The sequence below is a fragment of the Bacillus sp. JJ1532 genome (assembly GCF_036965085.1).
Lineage (GTDB): Bacteria > Bacillota > Bacilli > Bacillales > Cytobacillaceae > Cytobacillus.
Window position 1 is genome coordinate 133,240 of the sequence record NZ_JBALOW010000050.1, and the last position, 21,926, is coordinate 155,165.

Annotated in this window: 26 protein-coding genes; 16 read left to right on the forward strand and 10 right to left on the reverse strand. The window is 37.8% G+C overall.

Translation table 11 applies throughout. The features are described 5' to 3' along the window. Positions 1-227: 227 nt before the first annotated feature. From V7122_RS17935 to V7122_RS17945, 3 genes are all read left to right on the forward strand, one after another. Positions 228-1,958 carry an ABC transporter ATP-binding protein gene (locus tag V7122_RS17935; protein WP_335528010.1) on the forward strand — a complete coding sequence of 577 codons (1,731 nt, stop codon included), beginning with the start codon at positions 228-230 and terminating at the stop codon, positions 1,956-1,958. Beyond that, positions 1,951-3,789, forward strand: coding sequence for an ABC transporter ATP-binding protein (locus tag V7122_RS17940; protein ID WP_335528012.1), 1,839 nt, complete (start codon positions 1,951-1,953; stop codon positions 3,787-3,789). The genes V7122_RS17935 and V7122_RS17940 overlap by 8 nt, the downstream gene beginning before the upstream one ends. 457 nt (positions 3,790-4,246) lie before the next feature. Then, on the forward strand, positions 4,247-4,744 hold the full coding sequence (locus tag V7122_RS17945) for a DoxX family protein (protein ID WP_335343778.1): 498 nt from the start codon (positions 4,247-4,249) through the stop codon (positions 4,742-4,744). Between the two features lie 49 nt (positions 4,745-4,793). On the opposite strand, the gene V7122_RS17950 is transcribed toward V7122_RS17945, so the two are convergent. The 3 genes from V7122_RS17950 to V7122_RS17960 form a co-directional block, all read right to left on the reverse strand. Further along, entirely contained in the window at positions 4,794-4,985 is a 192-nt protein-coding gene (locus tag V7122_RS17950) for a YfhD family protein (RefSeq protein WP_066298870.1), read from the reverse strand. A 91-nt stretch (positions 4,986-5,076) separates the two neighbouring features. Beyond that, positions 5,077-5,199: a YfhE family protein gene (locus V7122_RS17955; protein ID WP_151537531.1), complete on the reverse strand. Its 123-nt coding sequence runs from the start codon at positions 5,197-5,199 to the stop codon at positions 5,077-5,079. 83 nt (positions 5,200-5,282) lie between these two features. Further along, positions 5,283-6,185 carry a TIGR01777 family oxidoreductase gene (locus tag V7122_RS17960; protein ID WP_335355008.1) on the reverse strand — a complete coding sequence of 301 codons (903 nt, stop codon included), beginning with the start codon at positions 6,183-6,185 and terminating at the stop codon, positions 5,283-5,285. Between the two features lie 98 nt (positions 6,186-6,283). Here V7122_RS17960 and recX point away from each other — a divergent pair, with 98 nt between their 5' ends. Both recX and V7122_RS17970 read left to right on the forward strand, forming a co-directional pair. Next, the gene (recX, locus tag V7122_RS17965; RefSeq protein WP_335528014.1) at positions 6,284-7,078 is read left to right on the forward strand and encodes a recombination regulator RecX; all 795 of its coding nucleotides are present in this window, start codon (positions 6,284-6,286) and stop codon (positions 7,076-7,078) included. A 256-nt stretch (positions 7,079-7,334) separates the two neighbouring features. Continuing rightward, positions 7,335-7,652: a YfhH family protein gene (locus tag V7122_RS17970; protein ID WP_335355010.1), complete on the forward strand. Its 318-nt coding sequence runs from the start codon at positions 7,335-7,337 to the stop codon at positions 7,650-7,652. Between the two features lie 31 nt (positions 7,653-7,683). On the opposite strand, the gene V7122_RS17975 is transcribed toward V7122_RS17970, so the two are convergent. Together V7122_RS17975 and V7122_RS17980 are read right to left on the reverse strand one after the other, a co-directional pair. Beyond that, a complete protein-coding gene (locus V7122_RS17975; RefSeq protein WP_335343773.1) occupies positions 7,684-7,827 on the reverse strand; it encodes a YpzG family protein in 144 nt (47 codons plus the stop codon). Positions 7,828-7,855: 28 nt separating this feature from the next. Then, complete coding sequence (locus V7122_RS17980) at positions 7,856-8,026, reverse strand: small, acid-soluble spore protein K (RefSeq protein WP_066298977.1); 171 nt, start codon at positions 8,024-8,026, stop codon at positions 7,856-7,858. Positions 8,027-8,160: 134 nt separating this feature from the next. Here V7122_RS17980 and V7122_RS17985 point away from each other — a divergent pair, with 134 nt between their 5' ends. Then, positions 8,161-8,430: a YfhJ family protein gene (locus V7122_RS17985; RefSeq protein WP_335528019.1), complete on the forward strand. Its 270-nt coding sequence runs from the start codon at positions 8,161-8,163 to the stop codon at positions 8,428-8,430. A gap of 32 nt (positions 8,431-8,462) precedes the next feature. On the opposite strand, the gene V7122_RS17990 is transcribed toward V7122_RS17985, so the two are convergent. Then, the gene (locus tag V7122_RS17990) at positions 8,463-9,443 is read right to left on the reverse strand and encodes a metal-dependent hydrolase (RefSeq protein WP_335528022.1); all 981 of its coding nucleotides are present in this window, start codon (positions 9,441-9,443) and stop codon (positions 8,463-8,465) included. Positions 9,444-9,709: 266 nt separating this feature from the next. Between V7122_RS17990 and mutY the strand changes: the two genes are divergently transcribed. Further along, the gene (gene mutY / locus V7122_RS17995; RefSeq protein ID WP_335528024.1) at positions 9,710-10,813 is read left to right on the forward strand and encodes an A/G-specific adenine glycosylase; all 1,104 of its coding nucleotides are present in this window, start codon (positions 9,710-9,712) and stop codon (positions 10,811-10,813) included. A gap of 105 nt (positions 10,814-10,918) precedes the next feature. Here the strand turns inward: mutY and V7122_RS18000 are convergent, their stop codons facing one another. Next, positions 10,919-11,113, reverse strand: a complete 195-nt coding sequence (locus V7122_RS18000) for a hypothetical protein (RefSeq protein WP_315667977.1) — start codon at positions 11,111-11,113, stop codon at positions 10,919-10,921. A 151-nt stretch (positions 11,114-11,264) separates the two neighbouring features. Here V7122_RS18000 and fabL point away from each other — a divergent pair, with 151 nt between their 5' ends. From fabL to V7122_RS18025, 5 genes are all read left to right on the forward strand, one after another. Next, on the forward strand, positions 11,265-12,014 hold the full coding sequence (gene fabL / locus V7122_RS18005; RefSeq protein WP_335355013.1) for an enoyl-[acyl-carrier-protein] reductase FabL: 750 nt from the start codon (positions 11,265-11,267) through the stop codon (positions 12,012-12,014). 143 nt (positions 12,015-12,157) lie between these two features. Continuing rightward, positions 12,158-12,367 (forward strand): gamma-type small acid-soluble spore protein, encoded by a 210-nt coding sequence (locus V7122_RS18010; protein ID WP_438824060.1) that lies wholly within the window; start codon positions 12,158-12,160, stop codon positions 12,365-12,367. Between the two features lie 242 nt (positions 12,368-12,609). Further along, positions 12,610-12,861, forward strand: a complete 252-nt coding sequence (locus V7122_RS18015; RefSeq protein WP_335343767.1) for a YgaB family protein — start codon at positions 12,610-12,612, stop codon at positions 12,859-12,861. A gap of 360 nt (positions 12,862-13,221) precedes the next feature. After that, positions 13,222-13,752, forward strand: a complete 531-nt coding sequence (gene ntdP, locus V7122_RS18020; protein ID WP_335343766.1) for a nucleoside tri-diphosphate phosphatase — start codon at positions 13,222-13,224, stop codon at positions 13,750-13,752. A 91-nt stretch (positions 13,753-13,843) separates the two neighbouring features. Further along, positions 13,844-15,592 (forward strand): ABC transporter ATP-binding protein, encoded by a 1,749-nt coding sequence (locus V7122_RS18025; protein WP_335528026.1) that lies wholly within the window; start codon positions 13,844-13,846, stop codon positions 15,590-15,592. A gap of 35 nt (positions 15,593-15,627) precedes the next feature. Here the strand turns inward: V7122_RS18025 and V7122_RS18030 are convergent, their stop codons facing one another. Continuing rightward, a complete protein-coding gene (locus V7122_RS18030) occupies positions 15,628-16,698 on the reverse strand; it encodes an FUSC family protein (RefSeq protein WP_335528028.1) in 1,071 nt (356 codons plus the stop codon). A gap of 265 nt (positions 16,699-16,963) precedes the next feature. Then, a complete protein-coding gene (locus tag V7122_RS18035) occupies positions 16,964-18,259 on the reverse strand; it encodes a glutamate-1-semialdehyde 2,1-aminomutase (protein ID WP_335343762.1) in 1,296 nt (431 codons plus the stop codon). 165 nt (positions 18,260-18,424) lie between these two features. Between V7122_RS18035 and V7122_RS18040 the strand changes: the two genes are divergently transcribed. The 3 genes from V7122_RS18040 to perR all read left to right on the forward strand — a co-directional run bounded on the left by V7122_RS18040 (position 18,425) and on the right by perR (position 20,166). Beyond that, positions 18,425-18,835, forward strand: coding sequence for an ion channel (locus V7122_RS18040; protein ID WP_335343761.1), 411 nt, complete (start codon positions 18,425-18,427; stop codon positions 18,833-18,835). Between the two features lie 77 nt (positions 18,836-18,912). Beyond that, the gene (bcp, locus tag V7122_RS18045; RefSeq protein ID WP_335343760.1) at positions 18,913-19,383 is read left to right on the forward strand and encodes a thioredoxin-dependent thiol peroxidase; all 471 of its coding nucleotides are present in this window, start codon (positions 18,913-18,915) and stop codon (positions 19,381-19,383) included. Positions 19,384-19,728: 345 nt separating this feature from the next. Next, positions 19,729-20,166 (forward strand): peroxide-responsive transcriptional repressor PerR, encoded by a 438-nt coding sequence (gene perR / locus V7122_RS18050; RefSeq protein ID WP_335343759.1) that lies wholly within the window; start codon positions 19,729-19,731, stop codon positions 20,164-20,166. A 92-nt stretch (positions 20,167-20,258) separates the two neighbouring features. On the opposite strand, the gene V7122_RS18055 is transcribed toward perR, so the two are convergent. After that, on the reverse strand, positions 20,259-20,609 hold the full coding sequence (locus V7122_RS18055) for a YgzB family protein (RefSeq protein ID WP_335343758.1): 351 nt from the start codon (positions 20,607-20,609) through the stop codon (positions 20,259-20,261). A gap of 256 nt (positions 20,610-20,865) precedes the next feature. Here V7122_RS18055 and V7122_RS18060 point away from each other — a divergent pair, with 256 nt between their 5' ends. Further along, positions 20,866-21,741, forward strand: coding sequence for a nucleotidyltransferase-like protein (locus V7122_RS18060; RefSeq protein WP_335343757.1), 876 nt, complete (start codon positions 20,866-20,868; stop codon positions 21,739-21,741). The last annotated feature ends 185 nt before the right edge of the window (positions 21,742-21,926 follow it).

Sequence of the window (21,926 nt, forward strand, 5' to 3'; positions counted from 1 at the left end):
CTAACAATCAGTGGGGGATAATACCGACTAAGATTTCCACGTCCTAATGTCTTCATTTGTTTTAGCAATTACTATGCGTTGAAAAACCTCCACTGATTGAAGCTTCACTTTATTGTTTAAATATTCCGTAAAAAGAGATATGATATGATTATCGATTATTATTTAGGGATTCGAAGTATTGTATAAATATAGTGCTAACACTCGAAAACAGCTTTGGAGGAAGACGAATGTTAAAGGTATTATCCTATTTAAAGCCCTACCGGATAGCGGTAGCTGTTGCGCTTGCCTTAACGCTGACAGAGCTTGCTGTCGAACTTGTTCAGCCCTTGTTCATGGCAAAGATTATTGACGAGGGTATTTTAAAAAGTGATCTATCTGTTGTTATTAAATGGGGAAGCATCATGCTTGTATTTTCACTTATATCTTTAGCGGCAGGTGTACTCAATTCCTTTTATGCAGCCCATGCAAGTCAGAGCTTTGGATTTGATATTCGCAGAAGCCTATTTGAAAAGGTGCAATCTTTTTCTTTTGCCAACTTTAATCTATTTCCAGCATCATCTCTAATTACGAGGATGACGAATGATATCACCCAAATCCAAAATACGTTATTTATGAGTCTGCGAATTATGCTTCGGGCTCCACTGATGATTATTGGCGGGCTTTTCATGGCATTTTTCGTCAATGTGAAGCTGGCACTTATTTTATTCATAGTTGTTCCTTTTTTATTTATTTTTCTAAAGTGGCTCATGAGCATCGGGGGAGCTCTATTCAAAACGGTCCAGGAAAAATTGGACACAGTGAATGGTGTCATGCGAGAAACCTTAACAGGTATTAGGCTAATAAAAGCTTTTATTAGAAGGAAGCACGAAGTAAAACGTTTTACACGTGCAAATGAGGATTTAAAGGATCAAACGATTAAGGCATTGAGATTAATGGAAATTACGATGCCTGTGCTATTGATTATTATGAATATCTCGATTTTAGGTGTGCTCTGGTTTGGAAGCATCCAGGTGAATAGCGGCGGAGTCAAGGTAGGGGAAGTGGTTGCTATTGTCAACTATGCGACTAGAATTACCGGGGCATTCTCGATTTTTTCCTTTATTATTATGGCTTTTTCCCGTGCTCATGCCTCTTCCAATCGGATTGTTGAAGTTCTTGATGCAAAGGTGGATCTTTCTGATCAGGAAGATGCCGATTCAACTTTCTATGTAAAAGAAGGGAAGGTTGAATTTAAGCATGTTTCCTTTCAATATCCAGATACAGAATCACCGGCGCTTACGAATATTACTTTTACTGTAAACCCTGGACAAACGGTGGCGATATTAGGGGCAACCGGCTCAGGAAAAACCTCTCTATTTCAGCTTATTCCAAGACTTTATGATGTGAATGATGGGGAGGTTCTGATTGATGGAATCAATGTCCGTGAAATGAAAATGGAAAATCTGCGCAGGAAAATTGGATTTGTGCCACAGGAAGCTGTTTTGTTTACTGGTACAGTAAAAGAAAATATTGCATGGGGAAAAGAAAATGCCTCTATGGACGAAATCATTGAAGCAGCAAAAGATGCCCAAATCTATGAGACCATCAAAGGATTTCCAAATATGTTTGAAGCGAAGCTTGGGCAAAAGGGAGTGAATCTTTCAGGGGGGCAAAAGCAGAGACTATCCATTGCGAGGGCCCTAGTTAGGAAGCCCAAAATTCTTCTTCTAGACGATAGCACAAGTGCTATAGATAGGAGAACAGAGGCAAAGTTACTTGAAGCTTTAAAGAATTATACATGTACGACCTTCATCATCACACAAAAAATCAGCACAGCGATGGAGGCAGACCGGATTTTACTTCTGGAGGAAGGGAAACTCCTAGCAGAAGGAACCCATGAATCCCTGTTAGAGAAATCTTCACTCTATCGAGAAATCTTCCGATCTCAAATGAGAGAGGAGAGAAGAAATTATGCTTAATGAGATGAAAAGACCATTTCAATATAAGAAAAATACGTCTTTAAATGAAAAACTTCATGAAAAAGCAAGGGGAAAACAAAAAACTACATCAAGAAATTACAAACAAACGATAAAAAGAATCTGGCAATTTCTTTCCTATAATAAAGGGTTATTATTTCTAGTTCTTTTAATGGTTCTTATTAGTTCATTCTTAGGGCTGCTAGGTCCCTTTTTAGTTGGAATGGCCATTGATAAATATATTGTGACTAAAAGCAGCGATGGCTTTATTACACTCCTTTTTGGACTGGCAGGAATTTATGCTGTTTACTCGCTTTCCCTTTGGTTTCAAAATTACTGGATGATTGGAATTGCGCAAAACACAGTCTTTGAAATGAGGACAAATCTTTTCAAGCATTTGCATAAGCTGCCCATTCCCTTCTTTGATAAACGACAGCATGGAGAATTAATGAGCCGAATTACAAATGATATTGAAAATGTCAGCTCTACTTTAAACAGCTCAGTCATTCAGATTTTTTCTAGCATCCTTACCCTTATTGGCACGGTGTCAGTTATGCTTTGGCTAAGTCCGCTATTGACTTTGCTGACCTTAACGATTGTTCCACTTATGTATTTAGGGATGAAGTGGATTACGAAGCGGACAGGGGTATTATTTAAAGAGCAACAGAGAAATCTCGGAGAACTGAATGGATTTATTGAGGAAACTATATCTGGGCAAAGAATAATTAAAACTTTTTCCCAGGAACAGAAGGTAACGGATGAGTTTGTAGAAAAAGCAGGGAGGCTAAGGGGTGCAGGATATTGGGCGCAGACGTATTCGGGTTTTATACCAAAACTGATGAACTTCCTTAACAATCTTAGCTTTGCAATCATCGCAGGTATAGGCGGAATCTTTGCATTAAAAGGACTGATTTCCATCGGAGCCATTGTCATTTTTACAGAATACTCCCGCCAGTTTACCCGTCCATTGAACGACTTAGCTAACCAGTTTAATACACTTCTCTCAGCAATTGCTGGAGCAGAAAGGGTATTTGATATTCTTGATGAAGAGGTCGAATCTCAAAATGAATACGCCCTTCAAGAAATTTCAAATGTAAGAGGAGAGGTTGAATTTCGCGAAGTAAACTTTTCTTATGAAGAGGAAGGCAACACTGTAAGAAATATGAATCTTCATGTTTTTTCTGGTGAGACCGCTGCATTTGTCGGACCTACTGGTGCGGGCAAAACAACGATGATTAATCTGCTGTCACGTTTTTACGAGGTGGACAGCGGCAGTATTCTGATAGACGGTCAGCCTATTTCGGCAATAAAGAAAGAAAGCTTGCGAAAGCATATGGGGTATGTATTGCAGGATTCCTTTTTGTTTCAAGGAACGGTTATGGAGAATATTCGCTACGGAAGGCTTGAAGCAACTGACGAGGAAGTGGTCAAATCAGCTCAAATGGCAAATGCACATTCATTTATTATGAAGCTGCCTAATCAATACAACACATTATTAAACCAAGACGGAAATGGCATTAGTCAGGGGCAAAAGCAGTTATTATCCATTGCAAGGGCATTTCTGGCCAACCCGTTAATTCTCATTTTAGATGAGGCTACAAGCAGTATTGATACGATAACTGAATTGAAAATTCAGGACGCATTGCTGGAGTTAATGAAGGGAAGAACAAGCTTTGTCATTGCACACCGTTTAAATACAATACAAAATGCAGATCGAATTTTTGTGCTTCATGAAGGAGAATTGATTGAAGAGGGAACACACGAGTCACTACTTAAGCAAAAGGGTTTTTATTATCATTTGCATGGACAGACAGAGGAAAAAGCAAACGTTTAATAATAGAAGGGCATGAATAAATCATTTCGATTTTTCATGCTTTTTTCTATTGAAGCTATATATAGCGCATTTAAGTATCCACCTGTTTATTAATAACTAAAAGTCTATAATGATAAATGCTCCACAGCCTTATCCACAGAAAAGATTCCACAAAACCATTCTATGAAAGGACCTTTAAGCAGTTACCCACACTACCCACAACGCTATGTGCAACTCATGTTCAAATATTAGCCATAATTGAATTTATATTTGTGAAAGATTAGTGAAAGCCATTGGCAAATGATGAAAAAAGGATTATATTAAGAGTGTAGAAAGAAAGTGAAAAACTTCACAAAGTGAATTACTTTCTTTCTAGAATAAAGCTGGCCGGCTTTCAATTAATGTAAAAGAAAAATTTTTTTAGCGAACTATGTGAATCACTTCACAAACAAATATATTCAATTAGGAGAGGATTATTATGAAATGGTGGAAAACTCCGCAAGCAGCGATTGCATGGACTGTGTTAAGAATTTGGTTAGGAATTCAGTGGATTGAAGCAGGGTGGGGTAAAGTAACAGGCGGTTTTGATGCTGGTGGATTTATACAAGGAGCCATTGCCAAAGCGGGAGGCGATCACCCGGCAGTACAAGGCTGGTACGCAGCATTTTTAGAAAACTTTGCTCTACCGAACGCAGATTTATTCAGTACCCTAGTTGCATATGGTGAAGTTCTAGTAGGAATTGGACTTATTCTTGGAGCAGCAACCATTCCAGCACTTATTGCAGGCGCATTTATGAACCTTAACTTTTTATTAGCCGGAACAACAAGCGTAAACCCTATCCTTTATACTACTGCCATTATTCTACTATTCACAGGTAGCGGTGCTTATTTCTGGGGCGTAGACAGAATTGCAATTCCATACGTTAAAAACCTTTTAGGAAAAGGCGGAAATACTACTGAAAAACAAGCAGCCTAATTGTTAATCGTAATAAGCAGCAAGGAGCCAATCCTTGCTGCTTATTTTTTTAAGACTTTCGTTTCTTTCCTTTAACTCTTTGATTCGCAGCATTGGCACGAGCTTGAGCCTCAAGATCTGCCTGATCGGCTAGCTCTTGTGAGAATTCCTCATCGATGCCATCAGATTTCATATTTTTTGGTACTTGTGGAAGTGAAGCTTTATTTTTGTCTCGAGATCTTTGTCCGCGTGAACGACCCATTGCAAAAACCCCTTTCAACAATAAAGTACGGAAACCAAAAGTTGCTTCCGTATTTTATTGTTAACAATCCTGCCAAAAATATAGATGGGAATTAATGCTTTGGTCTGTCCACATAACCGCCAGCTCGGTCAGCCATTTTGAATTCGCGGGAGTATAGAACCTCTTGAGTTGCTGATAATGATCGTTTCTTCTTATCCTTTGTTTTTTTATCCAAATGGATCACCCTTTCAAAAAAAATAAGGTAAAAATTCACACCATCCTTATTTTTCCCTTAAGTGAAAAGTTTGATACTAGCTTTTAGTAGATATCTGCTAAAGCTTTATGTAAATGCTTAAAGAGAAACGGATAGCCATTGGATGCAAGCTTTTCAGGGAGTACCTTTTGTCCTTCAAGTACGAGCACGCTCATTTCACCTAGCAAGGATTTTAATGCAAATCCTGGTGCAGGTATCCAATGTGGACGCTGCAGTGTCTTCCCTAGAATTTGCCCAAATTCTTTCATTCTGACAGGATGAGGTGCGGTAAAATTAACGGGGCCCTCCATATTTTTATTTTCCATACAAAAAATGATGCCGTTTACAACATCTCTTAGATGAATCCAAGAAACCCACTGTTCACCCGATCCGACTTTTCCTCCGGCAAAAAGTTTATAAGGAAGGGCCATTCTTGGAAGAGCCCCATCAGTCTTATCAAGAATAATGCCAAAACGGCAGCAAACGGTACGAATGCCTAACTCCTTTGCTTTAAATGCTTCAGTCTCCCATTTCTGTACAGTAATTGAAAGGAAGTCTGCTCCCTTTTCTGAAGAGTCCTCCGAAAAAGTATTTGTAGGTGAAGTGCCATAATATCCGATAGCACTGGCATTTATTAAAATTTTTGGCTTTTTATTCAAATGTACTAAAATCCTCAATACTTCTCTTGTTGCAGAAATCCGGCTATCCAGAATTCTCTTCTTGCGGGTTTCCGTCCATCTCCCGCTATTAATGGATTCACCTGCTAGATTTATTAAACCATCGATCCCTTCTAATTTTTCTTCTGGAACATCCCCATCATTTAACCATGAGATATATTTAATCTTATCAGTGTTATTTCTTATACTTGCATCTCTCGTTAGGATAAAAATTTCATGCCCGTTCTTTACTAATTCCTTTGCCAATGCTCCACCAATAAAGCCAGTTCCGCCAGTCAAAGCAATCTTCATGGATCTATCCTCCGTAATTAATCTTTTTCATTACATGTTCTCTATATATTTCATAAATCCTTTTTCAAATATGGTACATTAAAGATGAGGTGATAAATATGCCTATCATTACAAAAATTTCTGTACAGGAAAAAAATAAAGATCGTTATAATATTTTTTTGGATGAAAAATATGCCTTTAGCGTGGATGAAGATGTAATTATTAAGCACAGCCTAAAAAAAGGCATGGAGCTGGACGAATTTTCTATATCTGAAATTGCTTATCAAGATGACATTCGCAAAGCGTATAACAGAGCTATCCAATACTTATCAAAAAGAATGAGATCGGAAAAAGAAATACGCCAATATTTAGCTGAAAAAGATGTAGCCGAAATGATTATTCGGGAAGTTATCCATAAATTATATGAGTATCAATTTTTAGATGATAAAGAGTATGCCATCGCTTTTGTTCGGACGTCAATGAATACAACTGACAAAGGATCAAGAATCATTCGTGGAGAGTTGCGAGATAAGGGCATAACTGAAAATTTGATCGAATTAGCTATGAGGGAATACTCTTATGAAAACGAATTCGAAACCGCACTTAAGCTCTGTGAAAAATTTGTACAAAAAAATTCTAAAGACTCTTCTAGGGTGATGAGGCAAAAGCTTGAACAGATGCTTTATAGAAAAGGCTATTCAATGGAAATGATTCAAGCAGCCATTACTGAAACAGATATGGACAAAGGTGAAGATCTGGAAATGACGGCACTTCGTTCTCATGCTGAAAAGGCACATCGGAAATTTTCCGCTCTAAGTGATTTTGAATATGAGCAAAAAATGAAACAGACGCTGTATCGTAAGGGATTTTCTATCGAATTGATCGAGCAAATGATCGAGGAATTGAAGGAATAGTTTTTTTTTATAAAATGACTCTCTTTAAGGTGCCAGGCACCTTTGCTAATCCTGAGCCCGCATCTGTTATGATGATGGAATTCATCCTTAAAACACCCCAATCCGTTTGCCTTAATCACATATTGTATCAAATCTGAAGATTATCTGCTGTAGCTTTTTCCCTTTTCTAATTGTTAGATTTTCAATATACTTTACTATGGATACTATTAGGATAACCTTTAACTTAGAAAAGGTGCATGACAGGAAGGTGAATACAATGCAGGATAAAAGATATAGCGATATGACAGCGTATGAACTACAGCAGGAAATATCAAAGCTAAATGAAAAGGCAAGAAAAGCAGAACAAATGGGAATGGTCAATGAGTATGCTGTGCTTGAAAGAAAGGCAGTAATGGCAAAAGCCTATTTATTGAACCCAGATGATTATAAAGCGGGGGAGATTTACGAAATTGAAGGGGACCCTGGCGCTTACTTTAAGATTGATTATATGAATGGAGTGTTTGCCTGGGGATTTCGTTTGAAAGGCAGTGAAGGGGAAGAGGCCCTTCCAATTTCAATGCTGAAAAAAAGCTGAGAGAGGGAGAATTTCCCTCTCTCCAATTCTGCTATGATCTTTTCCTTGTTTCCGCCTCTAAAATGACGAGGTTTTGAGTGAGCTGAGTCTCGCCGTTTATTTGTGAATGAGCATGTTTTGGACGGAAATTTGGTGCTTTAATTTTTGAGTTAAAGAAATTCCGCGGTTTAGCCATTATACAGCCTCCTCATTTTGAAAAAAGTTTAAAATTCGGGTGTATCACTATCGCGGTTTGAAGATGCTCTCATTCTTTCTTGGGGTTGTGTATTAATTGTTCCGTCTGCCCTTGTAGATGCATATTCCGCTTTCGCACGGGGCTCTCCGCCAAATTTATTTTTGATTTGGTTTGGGAAGTTTCTTGCTTTATTACGCACCATTAAAACTCCTCCTGACAAGGGATGTAAGTGCGTGAAAAACAAATGCGATTGGCAAATGCTCATCACGTAATAATAGTATTAACTTTTCACTAAACTGTATGATGGTCTTTTATTGGAAAGAGGTCATGAAAATGAATGAATATCAAAAGAGATTATATGAAAGGCTTCTTGAGAAAAATAACTTCCTTTCAGCAAGTCTTGCTCAAACATGGGTTGAGCTGCTTTGGGATGATTTCGAAACAACCTATGCTAAAGCAGGCAGGAAATATCAGGGCAGTGAAATGACTGAAAAGGTTGTTAGTCAATGGATTGAACACTACGGTGATAAGCTGCATGAATTTGTTGCCGAAAATCCGAAATATAAACACTTATTGGAACAGGATCCGAAGAAGCTGCATTAAAAATATCTGGCTAATAGAGCCAGATATTTTCATTAACCAGGGATAATATCCAGTTTTTTACGGAGTTTCTCTTCACTGAAAATCCATCCCGTATAGGATGTGATGATTTCTATATCCAGATTTAACTGCACAACAGCAACGAAAGGGTAATAATCATTGCTGCGATAACGAAGATCGATGAAACGAACTTCATAATATTCATCATATTCGTCAATTTCCCAACGATAAACAGGAGAAAAGGATAAAAAGGCAGACAGGTTTTTATCTTTTTTAGCAGCCTCCAATACTGGTGTTTCAGGCACAGGGACCCGATAAAATTGATCGATAATTTTCACTTCATGATTTTCCGCGCGTCCGACAAAAAATTGGTGCTTATTCATGACAGCAATCCGCCATTTATTGTATTTCATTGTTGGGGCAATAATGATATCAGTTGCATCAGGTATCATTCTTTTTACCTCATTATGAACTTTCTTTTGAGCCCTAAATCGAAGAATATAATAGAAAATCAACATGACGTAAATAGGCAGAAATGTATATCCAGGATGTGCACCAAATGCCCATATTAGAATGCCAACGATATGAATTCCAAATATATATGGATCAAATGTATTGATAACTCCTAATGCGACCCATTTTGATGAAAATGGCCTTAAGGCTTGGGTCCCATAAGCATTGAAAATATCAACAAAAACGTGGAGAAAAACAGCGATAAACGTCCAACTCCAAAGATGGAGTAAATTCGCACCTGGAAAGAAAGGGTAGATGACGGAAGTAAGTACTATAGGCCAAAGGAGAACAGCAGGAATAGAATGGGTAATCCCGCGATGATTGCGTATATAGACAGCGTTGCTTCTTAGCTTTAATACTGTATCAATATCGGGGATTTGTGAACCGACAATGGCCCCAATCATTACGCTCGTTGTTGTAGCTGAATTTTCTGCTACGACCGGATCAAGAGTAGCTATTCCAGCTAAAGCGAGACCCATTACAATATGTGTGCCTGTATCCAAGAGGAAAAACCTCCTTATTATAGAAAACATTATAGGGTTAATTTTATTATGTTTTTGCTTGTTTCACCACAAAAAGATGTTAAATTTATAAGAGTTGCTTAATTGAAGCAAAAAGTTCAAATATTGTTTACAATCAAAGAATGCAATCTCCTAGAAATGTGTGTCAAACATATAAACATACGTCTATATAATTTTCCCGTTTTAACGATTGTTAATCCTTTTTAAAGGATTGTACTACTTTTTTACAATATCTTGGAGGAGAAAAATTGAATAAAAATCAATTAGAAGAGCTTAAACATATAGATATAAACACCTTTCAGCACGATTTAATCAGTTGGTTTCGAGCTGAACAAAGAGACCTGCCCTGGAGAAGAGACAAGGACCCTTATAAAGTTTGGGTTTCAGAAATTATGCTTCAGCAAACACGAGTTGACACGGTCATTCCCTATTTTAATCGGTTTATAGAGCTGTTTCCGACAACTAAAGCCTTAGCGGAGGCTGAGGAAGATAAGGTGCTGAAGGCTTGGGAAGGATTGGGCTATTATTCTCGGGCGAGAAATCTGCAAACGGCAGTCAGGGAAGTCGAGGAAAAATACGGAGGGAAGGTTCCAAATAATCAAAAGGAAATTTCTTCGTTAAAAGGAGTAGGACCTTACACTTCTGGGGCTATTCTTAGCATCGCTTACGGGCTTCCAGAACCTGCAGTTGATGGAAATGTAATGAGGGTTTTATCAAGAATATTATCAATATGGGAGGATATTGCAAAGCCATCGACTAGGAAAACATTTGAAGAGGCGGTAAGAAAGCTTATCTCTCATGAAAATCCGTCCTATTTTAATCAAGCTTTGATGGAGCTCGGAGCCTTAATCTGTACTCCTACATCCCCAAAGTGTTTATTATGCCCGGTTCGCGAGCATTGCCACGCCTTCCACGCTGGAACACATACTGAGCTTCCCGTTAAAACGAAAAATAAAAAACATCGTCATGTCCGTATTGCAGCTGCGGTTCTAACAAATGAGGAAGGTCGAATTCTAATTCATAAAAGGGATGATCAAGTGCTGTTGGCGAATCTATGGGAGTTTCCAAATGCAGAAATTCTCTTGCCCTATGAACACGAATCTAATCAGTTAGTGGAAGTAGTGAAACAGCAGTTTCAGGCTGACGTTCAAGTCAACGAAATGATCGGGCAAATTGAGCATGTCTTCTCCCATTTGACGTGGAATATCAATGCCTATAAAGGCAAGTTGCTTACACTTGAAAAAGAAGCAGATGATTTGAAGCTCGTTACGCTGGAGGAAATGGAACAGTATGCCTTTTCTGTTTCTCATCAGAAAATATTTAAGCAATTTATGGAAACGATGAATCTCTAATGTAGAAAGATCCAACGTAAGTGTTAATAATAAAAGGTCACATTGATGAACTCAATGTGACCGCTACTTACATTCTCAGCAGTCAAATATCCCACATCACTCACATCATGACCTCTTCGTATTCTTTAACCCCCCGCGATTTTGGATTTCCTCCATAATTTCCCTTTGGATCGTTTGACCCTCCGCATTTAAATACGGGACAATTTGCTGGAAGGAATGGTGAAAATAAGTTAGCTCCTGATCTTCCCAATCTGTTTTGGACATCATTGACAGCTCAGTCATGTCTCGGCCGTTATACATAATCCTCTTCCTTTCATCTATCATATTTAGTATTGTTCTGATCTCAATTGCTACATATACATGAAAAAGATAAAATGGGCATTAGAAGAATTTGGCGAAATGTTAGTGATTTTTTCATAACACTGCCTATATGAAGAAAGGAATTGGGATAATGGCACAAAAAGTAGCATTAGTAACTGGGAGCAGCAGGGGAATTGGAAAAGCAACAGCTATCAGATTGGCAAAGGATGGCTATGATATTGTCATTAATTATGCGAGAAGCAAAACTGCTGCAATGGAAACAGCTGCGGAAATTGAAGCATTAGGAAGAAAGGCTTTAATTGTAAAAGCAAATGTCGGTGACGTAGAGAAGATAAAAAAGTTATTTCAGGAGATTGATCAGGAATTTGGCAGGTTAGATGTTTTTGTAAATAATGCCGCTTCTGGGGTTTTGCGCCCCGCAATGGAGCTTGAAGAATCTCACTGGGACTGGACAATGAATATAAATAGCAAGGCTTTATTATTTTGTGCCCAAGAGGCCGCAAAGCTAATGGAAAGAAACGAAGGAGGCAAAATTGTCAGCATCAGCTCGTTAGGCTCCATTCGCTATTTGGAAAATTATACAACTGTAGGCGTTTCGAAAGCCGCTTTAGAAGCCTTAACAAGATATTTGGCTGTTGAGCTTGCTGCTAAAAATATTACTGTAAATGCAGTATCAGGCGGTGCTGTAGATACAGAGGCACTCACACATTTTCCAAATCGAGAAGAACTTCTAGCCGAAGCAAGGAAAAAAACACCAGCTGGGAGAATGGTTGAAATTGAAGATATGGTGAATGCGGTTATGTTTTTATTAAGTGATCAATCAAGCATGATTTGTGGCCAGACAATTATTGTTGATGGGGGAATATCCTTACTCGTTTGATTAAGTGTTGAAATGAGACTTTGCCATGATTAACAGCCGTTAGTAGAGAGGACAAGATATTTTCCACCCCAGCTGCAGTTTTTTAAAATTCTAGGATATTTTTTCTGCGCTTGGTTAAATTAAAGAGCGTGGAGGTGATAATCATGGCAAAACAACCAAACCAATCTCAAGCTGGAACTAACATTCAACAAGTTAGACAACAAAACGCTCAATCTGCTGGTGCTGGAGCAGCTGGTGCTCAAGGCCAGTTCGGTACAGAGTTTGCTAGCGAAACGAATGCTCAAGAGGTTAGACAACAAAACCAACAAGCTGAAGCTAAAAAAGCTCAAAACTCTGGTCAGCAAAGTCAGTAATTTAAATGGAAGGCGCTCTTCATTCGAAAGGGCGCCTTCTTTTTTTTGCTTGTTATCTCCTTTACAAGTCTATTCGATCGGGCTTGCGGATATAATGCTCTAGTATGGCAGTACTTTGATTTCCTTCAGCCCTTCTTTTTTCGACAAAACCTCTATCTAATCAACAGAAGTAGTCAAAGGAAAGACAAGGTTATGGGCGAATACATACAAAAGAAAAATAAATGGGACGGTGAAACAATCAAATGAAAAACTTTAACCATTTAGTATCCGAACAAATGCAAACGATGGAAAAGCTTCTATTTCTCCAAAGTGAACTTGAGCGCTGTGAGGAAATAGAGGAGGAGCTCAATGCCCTCCAAGAAGAAACCGAGCTTGAAAGTATTCAAATCGAAATTTCGAATTTGCGAAAAGAGCTTAAAGACATACATCAGCTGTTCGAAACGCAAACAGAAGAGGTTATTCGCTCCTATCAGGATATGAAGGTAACCGTTTGACAATAGATCAATTAGATACGTAGATGAATATTTAATACTAGTGAATCGCAGCAAAAGTAAAATTTATATCCCTATACTGTTTTTCTTTCAGCCATTGACGATTTTCAATGGCTCTTTGTTTTAAATTTCTACTTAAACCGTTATAATAATAGAAAAAAGTATTCGTTCTTTGTTGCCTTTAATCATTTGTAAAATTTATTGGAGACATGAGTGGGATAAGATTATGGAAAAGTAAATGAGCTTCGTGCATATGATCTTCTTTTCTCACCTCTCATCTCCCGACAGTAGGAGGACAAGCCTTGTCTCTCTTATTTGGATAGGTTGCAAAGCCCGGGATTTATTGAAAGTAGGGGAAAATGAATGGCCGTACCCAGAGAAGGAGAACCAGTACAAATTCATAGCTATAAACATAATGGGCACATCCATCGCGTCTGGGAGGAAACAACCGTTTTAAAAGGAACACAAAATTTGGTCATTGGTGGAAATGACCGGACTGTTGTAACGGAATCTGACGGAAGGACATGGATTACGAGAGAACCAGCAATATGTTATTTTCACTCCCAATATTGGTTTAATGTCATTGGAATGATTCGCGAGGATGGGATTTATTATTACTGCAATATTAGTTCCCCATTTATTTTTGACGGGGAAGCAGTGAAATATATTGATTATGACCTGGATATTAAGGTTTTTCCAGACATGACCTTCAATCTGCTCGATGAGGATGAATACGAGAAGCATCGTCAGGAAATGAATTATCCCGAGCCTATCGACCATATTTTAAAATCCAATGTCGATCAATTAATTCATTGGATTCGTCAAAGAAAAGGTCCATTTGCACCCGATTTTATTGATATTTGGTATGAACGATATCTTACCTACAGACGTTAATGAAAATGGATGAAAGCCCAAATGGCACGCCTGTTGACCGATGAATCAACAGGTTTTTATATGTTTAAAAAAGGTAAGAGGGGGAAACAAGTTGGACAGCATCCGGCGTTATATGCATTTTGTTAAGCCATATCGCCTGCAGATTATCATTACGCTCATCATTGGAATCATAAAGTTTGCGATTCCCCTATTAATTCCATTACTAATCAAATATGTTATTGATGATATTGTAGGGAGTTCAGACTTGAGCAGTGCTGATAAGACAGGCAGTTTATTCAAAATAATGGGCATTATGATTATTATTTTTGTCATTGTTCGTCCGCCGATTGAGTATTATCGGCAGTATTTTGCCCAATGGGTAGGGAGCAAAATTTTGTACGATATTCGTGATGGCCTATTCACACATATACAAAAGCTAAGCTTTAAATATTATGCAAACACGAGAGCTGGCGAGGTCATTTCAAGAGTGATCAACGATGTTGAACAAACAAAAACATTTGTTATTACTGGATTGATGAATTTATGGCTCGATATCGCTACGATTATTATTGCTGTAGCGATCATGATGAAAATGGATTTTAGTTTAACGATTGTTTCATTAATTCTTTTTCCGTTTTATGGGTTTTCCGTAAGGTACTTTTTCGGCAACTTAAGAAAGCTGACAAGGGCTCGTTCACAAGCATTAGCGGAAGTCCAGGGTTATCTCCATGAACGAGTTCAGGGAATGGCTGTTATAAAAAGCTTTGCCATTGAAGATTATGAACAAACTCAGTTTGATAAGCAAAACGATAATTTTCTAAAGAAAGCCATTGATCATACAAAGTGGAATGCAAAGGCATTTGCCGTTGTTAACACTATAACGGATGTTGCCCCATTGCTTGTCATTGGCTACTCAGCCTACCAAGTCATTCAAGGGGATTTATCTACAGGAACAATGATGGCGTTCATTGCCTACATTGATAGGTTATATAATCCACTCAGAAGACTTGTAAATTCATCAACAACTTTAACTCAATCCATTGCCTCTATGGATAGGGTGTTCGAATTAATAGATGAAAAATATGATATTGATGACGCCCCGAACGCAGTGGAATGCAAAGCTGTTCATGGTGATATAGATTTTGAACAAGTGAGCTTTGCCTATGATAAGAAGGAAGAGCTTGTTCTTAAAAATATTAGTTTGAATGTAAAAAAAGGGGAGACCATTGCTCTTGTAGGGATGAGCGGGGGAGGAAAGTCTTCATTAGTAGGGTTAATTCCGAGGTTTTATGATGTAACAGAGGGAAAAATCCTTCTAGACGGAAAAGATATCCGGTCATTTAAGGTTCGCACCTTACGGGATAAAATCGGAATGGTTCTTCAGGATAATATCCTCTTTAGTGAGTCAGTCAAAACGAATATTTTATTAGGAAAACCGGGAGCTTCAGATGAAGAGGTTATTGAAGCTGCAAAGGCTGCTAATGCTCATGAATTCATTATGAATTTGCCCAATGGCTATGATACGAAGGTTGGAGAACGCGGAGTCAAGCTGTCAGGCGGGCAGAAACAGCGTGTGGCAATTGCAAGAATTTTTCTTAAAAATCCGCCAATCTTAATTTTGGACGAAGCCACTTCGGCATTGGATTTAGAAAGCGAGCATTTAATTCAGGAAGCATTAGAAGAGCTTGCTAAGGATCGGACAACCTTTATTGTTGCCCACAGACTATCAACAATCACACATGCAGATCGGATTATCTTAATTGAGCATGGAGAGATTTCCGAAGCGGGCAGCCATGAAGAACTAATGAAAATGCAAGGCAATTATTATAAGCTTTTTCAAGTGCAACAGCTTGAAAGTTAAAAAAAGAGCATCCGCGCTGGATGCCCTTTTTTCGCTTATTTCTCAATCGACATTTCATTTGCTTTTTTATGATAGGTTTGGAAGCTAGTGATTAACTTATCAAGATGCTCGACTTGCTCATTATAGTCTATAATAACCGAGATGATTTGCATGTTGTGTGAGAGAATATCTTCATCCTCTAAGGAAGCTTCCTTCTTTTGAGATATAAAGAGGTTGAAGAGCTCTTTCCTATTTAGGAAGATGTCTCCCTCTTCAAAGATCACATTCGGGCGTACTTTTCCAATAAACTTTAACATGATATGTTCATGATGATGAATAAGACAGTCTAGCTGCTGCTGAATAGCATTTTGGTAATCCAAAGGCATTTCTTGAAGATCATTTTCAAAACGATGTAATTTCCTCAATGTATCCAGCGATCTTTTTACAGTTGAAATCATTTGCCGATAAATAACGAGCCTTCGTGATTTGGGAATCGTGTCCTTTTTGAAGTAGTTTCGCTCTTCCTTATACATACTATATAAATGGTCCAGGTTTCTAACACTTGCCTTCATTTTCCCAATATCATTTTTTAGCAGTTTATGCTCTGAGGCATGTCTAATCGTAAGCCGTATCCATTTGGTCGTTTCTTCTGTAATATCTGAGATGCCGTAGTATAATTTTTTCTCATACTTCGGAGGCAGGAATAGCAAATTAACGATAAAAGCTGAAAAAACCCCTAACATGACAGTTGAAAACCTGATAAGAGCAAATTGGATAAATTCATCACTAGGTGTTTCCATGATGACAATCATGGTTACGAGTGCTAATCCGATTGTATTTTCTATTTTAAGCTTTAAGTTAATGGTAATTACAACGATTGCTGCTAACCCGATAATGAACATATCATTGCCGAATAATAGAACAAACACTACTGCCGTAAGTGCCCCAATCGCATTTCCCTGAACCTGTTCAATAATAGATAAGAAGGATCGGTAAATGGTCGGCTGAATCGCGAAAATCGCCGCAATGGCTGCAAAGACTGGAGAAGGCAGCTGAAAAACCTGAGATAAAAATAATGATAGAATAATTGCGATTCCTGTTTTTAGTATGCGGGCACCAAGCTTCATACTTATTTGTTTCCTTTCTATCAGAAGATGCCTTCTGTTTATTAACTTAAACTAGTAAAGGTAATCATAACGAATTAGTTGCTAAATTAACAAGCAAATTCTTTAAAAGTAATTTCACGACCATGACATTAATGTACTATACATGGATATAAGGAGAAGTACAATGGGCATTTTCGCAAATTTTTTACAAGAGTTTGTACTATTTGTATTTAGAAAAAAGGAGCGAAAAAAATCGCTCCTACAATCATATGAATGAGATTAATATTTATTCTTCCCCTAATGCTTGAAAGGCGTTTTGTACTGCATGAATCGTTGCTTCGATGTCTTCCTCTGTATGTGCGATTGTAAGGAACCATGCTTCATACTTGGATGGCGCCAGGTTGATTCCTTGTTTTAACATGAGCTTGAAGAATTTCGCAAACATTTCTCCGTCTGTGTTCTCTGCTTGGTCGTAATTAACAACTTTTTCATTCGTAAAATAGACTGTGAGCGCACCCTTCAAACGATTGATTGTAATAGGGATATTGTATTCCTTTGCAGCAGCTGCAATTCCTTCCTCAAGCAACGCTCCAAGTCTGTCGAGATACTCATATACACCCTTTTGCTGTAAAACCTCCAGGCATGCGATTCCTGATAAAATGGATGCCGGATTTCCTGCCATTGTTCCTGCTTGATAGGCTGGCCCCAATGGAGCCACTTTTTCCATGATTTCTTTCTTCCCGCCGTATGCACCAATTGGCAAGCCACCGCCAATAATTTTTCCCATTGCAGTTAAATCAGGGGTAACGCCTAATAAATCCTGTGCACCTCCGTACATAAATCGGAAAGCGGTTATGACCTCATCATAAATAACAAGAGCACCTGCTGCATGTGTTAATTCATTAATTTGTTCCAAGAAACCTGGCTTTGGTTCAACAATACCGAAGTTCCCGACAATTGGCTCCACAAGAACGGCTGCAATTTCACTTCCCCATTTTTCTAATGCCTCTTTAAATGGCTCGATATCATTGAAAGGAACTGTAATAACCTCTTGAGCAATACTCTTTGGGACACCAGCTGAATCTGGCGTTCCAAGTGTGGCTGGTCCTGATCCTGCAGCAACTAGAACGAGATCAGAGTGTCCATGATAGCAGCCAGCGAATTTGATGATCTTGTCTCTGCCTGTATAAGCACGTGCCACGCGAATCGTTGTCATAACTGCTTCCGTTCCAGAATTAACGAAACGGACCTTTTCTAACGCTGGCATGGCTTCCTTGAGCATTGCGGCAAATTTAACTTCATGGGGAGTAGGTGTTCCGTATAGTACACCTGTTTCAGCAGCTTTCTTAATGGCTTCTGTTATGTGCGGATGGGCATGACCTGTAATAATGGGTCCATAAGCTGCTAAATAATCAATATATTGATTACCATCTACATCCCAGAAATATGCTCCTTGACCTCTCTCCATAACGACTGGGGCTCCGCCGCCAACAGCTTTATACGAACGGGAAGGGCTGTTCACTCCTCCGACAATATGCTCAAGTGCTTCTTTATGTATGCGTTCTGAATTTGTAAATTGCATGTGAATCCTCCTTGATTTAGGTGCTAACTTATCATATCTTATCATGTTTTGGGACTAGAATGCTTCGTTTCATAATTGCGACTTTTCTTAAATGTACAGGCTGTCATATGGATTTAACGATAAGCGTATAGTTTAAGAGAGGCAAAGAGGAAAGTGGGCGTGTAAATGGTTTTTTATATATCCCTTGTATTAATTGTTTTCTGTATGATCATGAGCATAAGAACTTTGTTTTTGCCACACACAATTAAAGGAAAAAAGGTTAGCTTTGAAAACTTTATTTATTTGGCCTTTATTTATGTAACCGTCATGATTGGGTTCGGACTCATATATATTCTTCTTGAAACGAATGGCTATACTGTTTTTATGGAAGGAACTGTTGGATTAGATGGTGATTTTCTGAATCAATTAGAAACAGGATTTTATTTCAGTGCAGTAACCTTATTTTCCGTAGGTTATGGAGACATTGCCCCTATTGGGGTCGGAAGAATGATAGCGGTGCTTGAAGCGCTCATTGGCTATACGATTCCGGCTGCTTTCGTATTTAGAGCGGTGTTTGAGATGGAAAAGAAATTGTAGCTGTTGTCAAGTTGATTTTGTTGTGTTTCTTAGAAGAATTGGATAGGCTTAAGAAAAAGCATATAGGAGGAATTTCAATGGCCGTTTCGATAGGAGAATTAGCTCCCGACTTTGAACTTGAAGCAAGTAACGGGGAAACGATTAAACTATCTGATTTTCGAGAAAAAAATATTGTCCTGTATTTCTATCCAAAGGATATGACTCCTGGATGTACGACACAGGCATGTGATTTCAGGGACAAGCATAGTGAATTCGCAGATGTGGATGCTGTTATTCTTGGTGTAAGTCCTGATCCGCTTGCCCGCCATGATAAATTTATTGAAAAATATGATTTGCCTTTTATCTTACTTGCAGACGAGGAGAATAAAGCGGCAGAGGCTTATGACGTTTGGAAGCTAAAGAAAAACTTTGGGAAAGAATATATGGGAATTGAACGTTCTACTTTTATCATTGATAAAGCTGGCAAGCTAGTTAAGGAATGGAGAAAGGTGAAGGTTAAGGGGCATGTAGAGGAAGCACTTGAGTATATTAAGGAAAATCTTTCATAAATACAGCCTATTTTTTGCTAACAAGGCTTTTGTCCACTCATCTGGAAATGTTTTGAATATCATTTTATTAGGGCATACCTCCTCAGATATATTTTGAAGCGGATCTTATAGGATTCGCTTTTTTTCTTTTTATGTTTTTAAATATATTTATTAAACATATAGTAAATTAAGAATCATTGAAACCAGAGGAGGGATAAAAAAATCTTCCGATTGAATCAGATTTTATAAAAAGCCTCAACTACCCATTTTGTAGTTTGCAATGTTGACAAAAGTACTATTGAATGAGTAAACTATTTATAAAGATTATAAAGTAATAATTCTTGTTAGAAAAGAGGTGCATGGCCGGTGGCGCAAATTCAATTAAAGGAAGCGCTGGACACTCTAAAGGATACTGGAGTTCGCATAACACCACAGCGTCATGCGATACTTGAATATTTAATAAACTCCATGTCACACCCTACAGCAGACGATATATACAAGGCTTTAGAAGGAAAGTTTCCGAATATGAGTGTGGCAACAGTTTACAATAATTTAAGAGTATTTCGTGAGGTTGGACTTGTTAAGGAACTGACTTATGGAGATGCATCAAGTCGTTTTGACTTTGTAACAACCCATCATTACCACGTGATTTGTGAAAAATGCGGAAAAATCGTTGACTTCCATTATCCTGGTCTAGATGAAGTTGAGCATTTAGCATCTCATGTTACAGGTTTTAAGATTAGCCATCATCGTATGGAGATTTATGGAACCTGCCCTGAGTGTTCAATTAAAGAGGCGCATTAATAAAACAAAGCTGCTGGTCAAAGTGCCGACAGCTTATTTTTATGGTCATTTTCGTTTGAGCAGTTAGTTAAGGGGAAAAATAAAAATCTCGGCTACGACCGAGATTTTTTATTATAATTTTCATCGAATTCTTTGCCCTCTAGATTACGATCTAGTGTTAACGGTTCATTGCAATACATGCACATATCAACGCGACCTAATATTTTTGTATGTTTACCGCAATTTGGACAAACAACCTGCACTGTCTTAGTTGATAGCATCCCAATCCAAAAATATACTACCGTACTAGCAATAATAAAGACGGTTCCAAGAAGCATAAAGATGGTCATGAGCAGAGGGGAATTTCTGAAAAAGATCCCAAGATACATGACTAAAAAACCGACAAATATTAAAGCAAGGGCAAATGTTCGAATTTTATTGATTTTACTTGAATATTTAGCCATTTAAGTCCCTCCTACGGAAATACTATAACATATCAAATGAAAGATAATAAGTAGTATAGGAGAGAAATAAGATTTCAAGAATCCAATCGAAATAAGAAAAAGTGTGCAGCTTTTCTTTTTTAGGAAGGATTATTTGAAAAAATTGTCGAAGATATATTTAATCCATGCTTAAAAGCATGATTTTGTAAGATAAAGATTGATCGCACAATAAAATCCCAATAATTATAGAAGCTAATAAAAATATGGAGGAATAGTAATGGAAGATATTCTCCGCCCCATTTATCAAGAACGAGCTAGTCAAGCTAATACTCTCGGAGTGTTAATGATAAAGAAACAACAGAAGAATACGCCAGCAACAAACACCTTTGATGTTGTTTTGCTCATTTTAGTTAAGGAAGCTGAGTCACCCGTATATGTTAAGCATTATACTTATAACGATCAGAAGGCAGCCTTATATATGATTACGGATAAGCAGCTGCATGAATGGATTTTACTTGGTTCGAATAAGAAGATTTTCGAATGGTTATATAGCGGGAAAGTAATTTTCGAACGTAATGAATATTTTCATAAGATTAATACAGAACTTAGAGATTTCCCGTTCAATGGCCGTAAATTGAAAATGGGAATAGAATTTGCAAAACTAATTCGTCGGTATATGGACGGGAAGGTTTTTTTTGAAAATGGACATTATTTAGATGCGTATAATCATGTAGTTCATTCCCTTCATCATCTTGCTAGACTTGCCTTAACTGAGCAAGGCTTTCACCCAGAGGTAACAGTATGGCAGCAAATTAAACAAATTGAACCGGAAATATTAAAATTATATGAAGAACTAGTAAACAGTCATGAGCCTTTAGATAAAAGGCTAGAGCTTCTTTTCTTAGCGAGTGAGTTTTTAATCCATTCCAAAACTAAAAGCGGAATCAGTCATTTAGTGGATGTTCTATCAGAAAAAGAGTTCTGGTCCATTAATGAAATGATAAACCATAAAGAATTACAGTACTATTCAGTTGATTTAGGAATACTGATAGAATATTTAATCGATAGAAATATGATTGAAGTAGTAACGATAGAAACAAAGGGGAAAGGTGTCTTTCATCGGTATTATAAACTCAGTAAAAAGTTATTGTAAAAAAACAAAAAAGTTATTGACCTTTTATTAAATACTTGATATATTAATATCCGTCGCTGCAATTTGTTGAATAAAATGAAGTGCAGCAGGCGGATGAAAGTTTTTAAAAAGTGTTGACATCAGCTTCAGCACATGTTATATTAGAAAAGTCGCTTCTGAGCGATATGATAGTTCTTTGAAAACTG

What these genes read in the sequence shown, in the direction of transcription:
- V7122_RS17935 (WP_335528010.1), top strand. Translation starts at nt 228, where the DNA reads ATGTTAAAGGTATTATCCTATTTAAAGCCCTACCGGATAGCGGTAGCT.
- V7122_RS17940 (WP_335528012.1), top strand. Translation starts at nt 1,951, where the DNA reads ATGCTTAATGAGATGAAAAGACCATTTCAATATAAGAAAAATACGTCT.
- V7122_RS17945 (WP_335343778.1), top strand. Translation starts at nt 4,247, where the DNA reads ATGAAATGGTGGAAAACTCCGCAAGCAGCGATTGCATGGACTGTGTTA.
- V7122_RS17950 (WP_066298870.1), bottom strand. Translation starts at nt 4,985, where the DNA reads ATGGGTCGTTCACGCGGACAAAGATCTCGAGACAAAAATAAAGCTTCA.
- V7122_RS17960 (WP_335355008.1), bottom strand. Translation starts at nt 6,185, where the DNA reads ATGAAGATTGCTTTGACTGGCGGAACTGGCTTTATTGGTGGAGCATTG.
- recX (WP_335528014.1), top strand. Translation starts at nt 6,284, where the DNA reads ATGCCTATCATTACAAAAATTTCTGTACAGGAAAAAAATAAAGATCGT.
- V7122_RS17970 (WP_335355010.1), top strand. Translation starts at nt 7,335, where the DNA reads ATGCAGGATAAAAGATATAGCGATATGACAGCGTATGAACTACAGCAG.
- V7122_RS17975 (WP_335343773.1), bottom strand. Translation starts at nt 7,827, where the DNA reads ATGGCTAAACCGCGGAATTTCTTTAACTCAAAAATTAAAGCACCAAAT.
- V7122_RS17985 (WP_335528019.1), top strand. Translation starts at nt 8,161, where the DNA reads ATGAATGAATATCAAAAGAGATTATATGAAAGGCTTCTTGAGAAAAAT.
- V7122_RS18000 (WP_315667977.1), bottom strand. Translation starts at nt 11,113, where the DNA reads ATGTATAACGGCCGAGACATGACTGAGCTGTCAATGATGTCCAAAACA.
- fabL (WP_335355013.1), top strand. Translation starts at nt 11,265, where the DNA reads ATGGCACAAAAAGTAGCATTAGTAACTGGGAGCAGCAGGGGAATTGGA.
- V7122_RS18010 (WP_438824060.1), top strand. Translation starts at nt 12,158, where the DNA reads ATGGCAAAACAACCAAACCAATCTCAAGCTGGAACTAACATTCAACAA.
- V7122_RS18015 (WP_335343767.1), top strand. Translation starts at nt 12,610, where the DNA reads ATGAAAAACTTTAACCATTTAGTATCCGAACAAATGCAAACGATGGAA.
- ntdP (WP_335343766.1), top strand. Translation starts at nt 13,222, where the DNA reads ATGGCCGTACCCAGAGAAGGAGAACCAGTACAAATTCATAGCTATAAA.
- V7122_RS18030 (WP_335528028.1), bottom strand. Translation starts at nt 16,698, where the DNA reads ATGAAGCTTGGTGCCCGCATACTAAAAACAGGAATCGCAATTATTCTA.
- V7122_RS18035 (WP_335343762.1), bottom strand. Translation starts at nt 18,259, where the DNA reads ATGCAATTTACAAATTCAGAACGCATACATAAAGAAGCACTTGAGCAT.
- V7122_RS18040 (WP_335343761.1), top strand. Translation starts at nt 18,425, where the DNA reads ATGGTTTTTTATATATCCCTTGTATTAATTGTTTTCTGTATGATCATG.
- bcp (WP_335343760.1), top strand. Translation starts at nt 18,913, where the DNA reads ATGGCCGTTTCGATAGGAGAATTAGCTCCCGACTTTGAACTTGAAGCA.
- V7122_RS18055 (WP_335343758.1), bottom strand. Translation starts at nt 20,609, where the DNA reads ATGGCTAAATATTCAAGTAAAATCAATAAAATTCGAACATTTGCCCTT.
- V7122_RS18060 (WP_335343757.1), top strand. Translation starts at nt 20,866, where the DNA reads ATGGAAGATATTCTCCGCCCCATTTATCAAGAACGAGCTAGTCAAGCT.